Below are 7,338 nucleotides of genomic sequence, written 5' to 3'. Positions count from 1 at the left end.
CCGAGGCCGGCGGCGAGCGCCAACGCCTCGACGCGGGCCGGGACGTCGGCGGCGGAGTTGGCGTGCAGCGTGCCGCAACCGCCCTCGTGGCCGGTGTTGAGCGCGGCGAGCAGGTCGACGACCTCCGCGCCACGCACCTCCCCCACGACCAGCCGGTCCGGCCGCATCCTGAGGGCCTGACGGACCAGCGTGTGGAGCTCGACGGCGCCCGCGGCCTCGATGTTGGCCGGGCGCGCTTCGAGACCGACCACGTGCGGATGGTCCGGGCGCAGCTCGGAGGCGTCCTCCACCAGCACCAGCCGCTCTTCCGGCGGCACCAGGGACAACAGCGACGCCAGCAGGGTGGTCTTCCCGGTGCCGGTGCCACCGGACACCAGGAAGGCGGACCGTGCCAGCACCAGCCGCCGCAACAGATCGGCCACGACCGGAACGACCATTCCCGAAGACTCCAGCTCGGAGAGCGTGAACGCCCGCGCCGACGGCACTCGCAGCGAGATCACGGTGCCCGGTCGTGCCAGCGGCGCGAGCACCGCGTGGAACCGGCTGCCGTCACCCAGCCTCAGATCGACATAGGGCGAGGCGTCGTCGAGCCTGCGGCCGGCTCCGGCGGCCAGTCGCTGAGCCAGCCGCCGGACCGCGTCGTCGTCGGGAAACGCCACCGGAGCGGGCTCCAGACCGGAGCCGCGGTCGATGAAGACCTGGTCTGGCCCGTTGACGAGCACGTCGGTCACCCCGGGCAGCCGCAGCAGCGGCTCCAGCGGCCCGGCGCCGACCACGTCGCGGCGCAGCATCTCGAAGACTCCGAGCACCGTCGCGTCGCCGACGATCCGCCCCTCGGCCCGGAGCGCCTCCTGGACCCGGTGCGGGGTGAGCTCTCCCGGCGTACGCGCCAGGTGGTCACGCACCAGGTCGACGACCTGAGGCGGGATGTCGACCGCGCCGATCATGCCGCCCTCACCCCCGTGCGGACCCGGCAGCGCAGAAGCACCTCGGCAGCCGCGCGGGCGAGCGGCGCCCGCTTGGAGCGGATCGGCCCGAGGCCCAGGTCGATCGCCTCCGAGAGCCCGCGCTGGTCGGACATCGCGGCGATCACCGGAAGTCCCAGAGCACGTCCGACCGCCTCTGGTTCGGCCGCCCGGCCGCGCACGACGACCCGCACCCGGTCCCGCTCGGGAAGACGCGCGATCAGCCGGGCGGCGGAGGCCGTGCCGGTGACGCTGGCCCGGACCACGACCAGCACGAGGTCGCAGCCGCTCAGCAGCGCCTCGGCCCCGACTTCCGGATCCCGCGGCAGGTCGACGACGACCAGATCATGGCCCCGCCGAGCGGCGGCGAGGACCTCACGCACCACCTCCGGCCGCGGCGGGACCACATCACCACCCGGCCAGCCCAGCAGTCCCAGCGAGCCGACGTGCGGCACCGCCTCGCGCAGCGCCCGAGCCCCCAGCCGACCGGCGGTCTGGCCGAGGTCGCCCCAGGTCACCCCGGGCATCTCGTCGAGACCGAGCACCCGTCCGGCGCCGGGCCCGAGCCGGTCGGCATCGATCAGTAGGGTCGGCCCGCGGTCGGCTCCCAGGCTGGCCAGGGCCGCGGCGTACGTCGTCGCCCCGGCGCCGCCCGATCCGGCCAGCACGCCGACGACCAGGCCGTCGCCGCCCTCACCGTCGCCGACATCGGCGAACAGCCCGGCGACCACGGTCTCGGCCGAGGGCAGCTCCAGCAGCGTCTCGGCGCCGACCTCCAGCGCGGCCCGGAGCAGCGGCTCGCCGGTCGCGCCCCACCCGACGACGTAGACGCCGTCTCTTCGGGGTGGTCGCAACGACGCCACCTCCGCCAGGAGATCGGCGCCGACGAGGACCAGCGGTGGTCGTTGCCATCGCCGCAGGGCACCGACGGCGTCGGTGCACTCCTCGACGGTGACGCCCGAGGCGGCGGCCAGACGGGCCGCCTCAGCGGCCAGCAACGAGTCCGAGGTGATGACGAGAGGTTCCGAGGTCATGGCAGCAGGATCCGCCGAGGCACCGACGATTCCACCCGCAAATCCGAGGCCTGTGGATAACCCGGTCCCGGACCCGCCTTGTGGATGGTGATCGGCCCACCCAACGGGCGTCTACGATGTGCGCATGACACGCGTCGCTGCGTTCTTCGATCTCGACAAGACGATCATCGCGAGGTCGAGCACGCTTGCGTTCTCCAAGCACTTCCAGGCCGGCGGCCTGATCACCCGCGCGGCCATGATCCGCTCGGCCTACACGCAGTTCGTCTACGTCGTCGGCGGGGCCGACCACGACCAGATGGAGAAGATGCGCAAGTCGCTCTCCGAGATGGTCACCGGCTGGGACGTGGCGACCGTCAAGGAGATCGTCGCCGACACCCTCCACAACGTGGTCGACCCGCTCGTCTACGAGGAGGCCGTGCAGCTCATCGAGCAGCACCACGCCCAGGGCCACGACGTCATCATCGTCTCCGCCTCCGGCACCGAGCTGGTCGAGCCGATCGGCGCGATGCTCGGCGCCGACCACGTGGTGGCCACCCAGATGGAGATCGAGGACGGCCGCTACACCGGCGAGATCGCGCTCTACGCCTACCGCGAGGAGAAGGCCCGCGCGGTCCAGCAGCTGGCCGAGCGCTTCGGCTACGACCTGGAGCAGTCCTACGCCTACTCCGACTCGATCACCGACACCCCCATGCTGGAGGAGGTCGGTCACGCCTTCGCGGTCAACCCCGACAAGGACCTCCGCAAGGTCGCCAAGGAGCGCGGCTGGGACATCCTGGTCTTCAACAAGCCGGTCGCCCTGCGCAGCCGCGTGCTCACCCCGTCCACACCGACGCTCGCCGCGCTGGCCGTCGGCGGTGCCGTCGCGATCGCCGGCGGCGTCATCTGGGCGGGTACGAAGCGCCGGCGCCTCGGCGCCTGAGGCAGATTCTGCAGGAGCGTCATCATCCTCCTCATCCTGCAGAAATTCCAGCCTTGAATCTGGCCGCTAATCAGCGTAGAAACAATGACGTAACAGGACGTACACGAGTGCCAGGCACCCACGCGGCGATCCACCCATCTGATGGGGTGCTGTAGCCGGGGAGAAATCCCGGCGCAGTGACCAGACCTTGCACGCTTGGTAACCAGAAGGCCTCGTGTCCGCGGTGGCATCCGGTGTTCACAACCCACCGGGTGCCACCATCAATTTCGGGCCCTATTCGGCCGCGTCCAGGCGCAGCGGCGATGCCTCGGCCCCGGCAGCGTACGCCTCGGCCGCATAGAGCAACCACGAGTGCGCCCCAGCCTGGCCGCCCTCACGGAAGCCGCGCAGGTTCGACTCGTAGGCGGCCCGCAGCGCCAGGTGGCCGGCCTCCGGCACGACCAGCGACTTCTCGTCCACGCCGCGCGCGACCAGGATGAGCCGCTCTGCGGCACGCGCGACCAGCCCGTTGTGGGACGCGAACGGCGCCGACGTCGCCAGATCGGCGTGCGCGAACGCCGCCACGACCAGCGCCGGCGCCGACGTCGGCGCGAGCAGCAGGTCGGACAGACGCCGCAACCGTTCGGCCGCCGCCGAGGAGCGCGGACGCCCCATCTCCTCGGCCTCCAACGACGCCCCGGCCGCGAGCGCGTGGATCCGCGCGAACGCCTGCAGCGGCGCCTGCTTCACCACCGGCACCAGCGAGAGCAGCTCGGTCGAGAGCCGTACCGCGTCCTGCGCGATCGCGTCCCCGCCGGAGGCACGGACCTCGCCCAGGGACGACGAGGACCCCTCCAGCACGGCCGACGCGTGCGCCCCGCGCAGCAGCGACTCGGCGGTGGTCTCCGGGGACGTACGCCGCAGTCCCCGGTCACGCAGCATCACGTCGATGCCGTCACGAGCTGCGGCGAAGCCCGAGGCCACACCTTCGAGCGACACCAACCGGGCAAGCGGATCGTCCTTCACGCGTCAACCTTAAGCGCGCGTTACCCTGACCGAGATGACGGACCCAGCGAACCCCGACCCGGCACGCTCCTTCGGAGGCGTGGCGGACAGCTATGACCGCGGGCGCCCGTCCTACCCGGTCGATGCGGTGAAGTGGCTGGTCGGCGACGAACCGGTGCGCGTTCTCGAGCTCGGCGCCGGCACCGGCAAGCTCACCGAGGTGCTCGTCGGCCTGGGCCACGACGTCTTCGCGACCGACCCGGACGACGCGATGCTCGACATCCTCTCCGAGAAGCTCCCGGACGTACGCGCCACCAGCGGCACCGCCGAGCAGATCCCGACCGGCGACGGTCTCTACGACGTGGTCGTCGTCGGGCAGGCGTTCCACTGGTTCGACCACGCCAAGGCGCTGGCGGAGGTCGGGCGGGTGCTGCGTACGGACGGACGGCTCGCCGTGATCCAGAACGAGCGTGACGAGCGGATCCCGTGGGTGCGCAAGCTCGGCCGGCTGATCGGCAAGCAGGACGGTGGCTTCGACCCGACGAAGATCCTCGACGACTCCGGGCTCTTCTCCGCCGTCGAGTCCCACACGTTCCGGCACTGGCAGGTCGTCGACCGCCACACGATCCAGGACCTGGTCCTGTCGCGTTCCAACATCGCGGTCCTCAGGCGGGAGGCCCAGGACGACAAGCGCCGCGAGGTGCTGGCCTTCTACGACGACTACGGCCGCGGCATGGACGGCATGCAGCTGCCCTACAACTGCCGTGCCTGGCGCACCCAGGTGCTCCCGCGCGCGCAGGTGGCAGGCCCGACCACCGGCGTGCACGACGTCGCCGAGGTGGACGAGGCCGAGCGGCCGACGGTGCCGCTCGCCAAGCGCACCGACACCGCCGTACGCCTCCCCCGGGTCGTGACCGATCCCGAGAACGGCGACGACGACCTGCTCATCGACTTCCGGTGAGCCCCGCGATCAAAGCACCGTGCGCGGACGCGTGGTGGCCGCGTCGCGCTCCGGGTCCATCAGGTCGAAGCTCTGGATGATCCAGAAGATCGCGAAGCACACCAGCAGCGAGACCTCGGTCGCCAGCAGCCACAGGTGCCACCCGGTCACGCCCAGCACGATGCCGGCGGCCAGCAACACGACCATCGCCGCGACCAGCGCCCAGTAGGTCTTGTCCAGCCGGGTGCGCGCCTTGTCGGCCTCGCGCGCGATCTTCCGTACGCCCCAGTCGGTGTTGAGCACGACGGCCAGCGCGAACGGCGTGAAGGTGAAGATCGCCGCAAGCCCGTGCGCTTTGGCCGCGAAGCTCTCCTGGTCGATCAGCAGCCAGCCGACACCGACGACCCACGCCCCGGCGACCGAGACCAGGCCGATCAGGCCCCAGCGCGACGGCCAGGCACCTGCGGCGGCCCGCTTGCGCAGCCCGAAGATCAGCACGACCACCCAGCCGATCGCCATCACCGCCAGATAGCTCCAGGCGTTGTTGACGATCGCCGCCTTGTCGATCTCCTGCCCGACCTCCGGGGTCGGCACGAAGCCGACCATCGGCGCCGAGAGACCGGCGAGGTTGAGCGCGGTGTCCTCCGCGTCGGTGTAACCCCGCAGCACCACCAGACACACGCCCAGCGCGCACAGCACGGCGGTGAAGACCGGGCCTGCCGGGGTGTAGTAGTAGGACGAGATGGAGGTCTGCCACTCCCCGCTCACGATCGTCTCGGCACCCACCGAGATCGCCAGGCCCAGAAGCAGACAGCACAGCGCGAAACGGACATAGCGGTACGTCGTCACCTCGGTCGTCATGGTCCCGAAGGTAGCGGGATCCAGCCGCCGTTGCGCTCCTATCCGGCAGCGCGTCCGAGACCCGCGCCATCCGTTCACCGAACAATCTCGGTGAACACATAGCGTGACGCACACCACATCCGATAGCGTAAATCGACTCCGGATCCTCGCCGGTTTCGATAAATCCTCCGTCCCTCCCTACGATGCGCGCGTGAAGATGACGAACAAGTGAAATCACGCTTCCCGGGCCAACGACGCCTTGGGATGTCGATCCCGACGCGTTAGCGTCCACCCCGGGTGCCGAAGGTGCCCACCGTTGCCCTGAACTCGTTCAAAACGGGCCCGCTGGCTGACGCTCGATCAGCGACGATCACCTGCAAAGCCGCATATCTCTGCCGTAGCCCCACCAACTCCAACGCTCGGGCGATGCTGCCCTGCGGACTAGTGAGGTCGACATGTCTAACGTGGCATACCTCGAGGACGGCCCGTCCGTCCTCTCCCTGTACGAAGGTTTCTTCGCCGGCGGCGCCCGGATCCTGCACACCGCCGTCGTCCGCGCGCTCGATGCCACCACGCCTCAGCAGCACAGCGTGCTGAGCCTCAGCGACCGTGTCCAACGCGAGTTCACCGCCCAACGGATCTCCTCGGACAACTCCTACCGCCGTCTGACCTCGGCCGGCGTGCCGGTACGGGCGCTGCGGCGTACGCCGACGGGGCCGATCACCGCCAGCCAGCTCAAGCGGGTGGCGCAGTCGGTGGCGAAGGCGGACGTCGTGCTCTCCCTCAAGGAGCAGCCGCTCACGGTGCTGGGCAAGGTCGGCACGTCGGGCACTCCGCTGATCACCTGCCTGCACCGCTCCGACCCGGAGCACCAGGGGGCCGGCGTACAGGAGCTCATCGACCTCGACCGGGCAGGGCTGCTGACCGCGGCGGTGTGCTGCGCGGAGTCGACGCAGCGCGCCTACCACGAGGCGACCGGCATCCCGCTGGAGCGGCTGCCGGTCTTCCCGAACGGCGTGGACCTCCACAAGTTCCGCACCGACGCCGACCTGCGGGCGAGCAAGCGCGCCGAGCTCGGCGTGAAGGGTGAGGAGCCGGTCGTGATGATCGCGGCCCGCTTCGACGAGATGAAGAACATCCCGCTCTTCGTCCGTGCCGCGCGCCGGTTCGTCCAGGAGCACCCCGACGCCCACCTCGTCATGTGCGGCGCCGGGATGACCGCGGACAACCCCGCCTTCGCGGAGCTCGTGGCCGAGGAGCTCGGCGCGTGGCCGGCCCTGGAGACCAACCTGCACGCCCTCGGGATCCAGAGCCAGATGGCGCCGCTCTACAACGCCGCCGACCTGATCACGCTCACCTCGGCGTTCGGCGAGGCCGCCCCGCTGTGCCTGCTCGAGGGGATGGCCTGCGGCGCGGTCCCGGTGACCACGCCCGTCGGCGACGCCCCGGCGATGGTCGGCGACCCGCGCCTGGTGGCGTCCTTCGACCCGGCCGAGATGGCCGAGACCTGGAAGGTCGCCTTCGCCCAGCGCGAGGAGCACTTCGAGCGCATCTTCCGCAACCGGCAGCGCCTCTCCGAGCAGCGGCTCTTCGATGCGTACGCCCGACTCATCAAGGAGTCGGCGGACTCGGCCCTGATTCCGGTCGCGGTCTGAG

7 protein-coding genes are annotated in these 7,338 nt (G+C 70.7%); 3 read left to right on the top strand and 4 right to left on the bottom strand.

Annotated features, from left to right (window positions below; all coding sequences use genetic code 11):
• Both HD557_RS27925 and ssd read right to left on the bottom strand, forming a co-directional pair.
• Positions 1 to 947 (bottom strand): TadA family conjugal transfer-associated ATPase (locus HD557_RS27925; protein ID WP_196876253.1); only part of this gene is annotated, 947 nt, incomplete at its 3' end.
• On the bottom strand, positions 944 to 1,999 hold the full coding sequence (gene ssd / locus HD557_RS27920; RefSeq protein WP_196876252.1) for a septum site-determining protein Ssd: 1,056 nt from the start codon (positions 1,997 to 1,999) through the stop codon (positions 944 to 946). The genes ssd and HD557_RS27925, both read right to left, overlap by 4 nt.
• A gap of 124 nt (positions 2,000 to 2,123) precedes the next feature.
• On the opposite strand from ssd, the gene HD557_RS27915 reads away from it, so the two are divergent.
• Positions 2,124 to 2,918, top strand: coding sequence for an HAD family hydrolase (locus HD557_RS27915; protein ID WP_008355111.1), 795 nt, complete (start codon positions 2,124 to 2,126; stop codon positions 2,916 to 2,918).
• 273 nt (positions 2,919 to 3,191) lie between these two features.
• Here the strand turns inward: HD557_RS27915 and HD557_RS27910 are convergent, their stop codons facing one another.
• A complete protein-coding gene (locus HD557_RS27910; protein WP_008355112.1) occupies positions 3,192 to 3,923 on the bottom strand; it encodes a hypothetical protein in 732 nt (243 codons plus the stop codon).
• Positions 3,924 to 3,957: 34 nt separating this feature from the next.
• Here HD557_RS27910 and HD557_RS27905 point away from each other — a divergent pair, with 34 nt between their 5' ends.
• Positions 3,958 to 4,863: a class I SAM-dependent methyltransferase gene (locus HD557_RS27905; protein ID WP_231380488.1), complete on the top strand. Its 906-nt coding sequence runs from the start codon at positions 3,958 to 3,960 to the stop codon at positions 4,861 to 4,863.
• Between the two features lie 9 nt (positions 4,864 to 4,872).
• On the opposite strand, the gene HD557_RS27900 is transcribed toward HD557_RS27905, so the two are convergent.
• Entirely contained in the window at positions 4,873 to 5,703 is an 831-nt protein-coding gene (locus HD557_RS27900) for a hypothetical protein (RefSeq protein ID WP_196876251.1), read from the bottom strand.
• A 434-nt stretch (positions 5,704 to 6,137) separates the two neighbouring features.
• Between HD557_RS27900 and HD557_RS27895 the strand changes: the two genes are divergently transcribed.
• Complete coding sequence (locus HD557_RS27895; RefSeq protein WP_196876250.1) at positions 6,138 to 7,337, top strand: glycosyltransferase; 1,200 nt, start codon at positions 6,138 to 6,140, stop codon at positions 7,335 to 7,337.
• Position 7,338 lies beyond the last annotated feature (1 nt).

It is taken from the genome of Nocardioides luteus (assembly GCF_015752315.1).
Classification (GTDB): Bacteria; Actinomycetota; Actinomycetes; order Propionibacteriales; family Nocardioidaceae; genus Nocardioides.
The sequence above is the reverse complement of the archived record's forward strand: the minus strand, read 5'-3'. Positions and strand labels throughout refer to the sequence as shown.

Coding starts and splice junctions, on each gene's coding strand:
- HD557_RS27900 (WP_196876251.1), bottom strand. CDS start 5,703: ATGACGACCGAGGTGACGACGTACCGCTATGTCCGTTTCGCGCTGTGC.
- HD557_RS27895 (WP_196876250.1), top strand. CDS start 6,138: ATGTCTAACGTGGCATACCTCGAGGACGGCCCGTCCGTCCTCTCCCTG.
- HD557_RS27915 (WP_008355111.1), top strand. CDS start 2,124: ATGACACGCGTCGCTGCGTTCTTCGATCTCGACAAGACGATCATCGCG.
- HD557_RS27905 (WP_231380488.1), top strand. CDS start 3,958: ATGACGGACCCAGCGAACCCCGACCCGGCACGCTCCTTCGGAGGCGTG.
- ssd (WP_196876252.1), bottom strand. CDS start 1,999: ATGACCTCGGAACCTCTCGTCATCACCTCGGACTCGTTGCTGGCCGCT.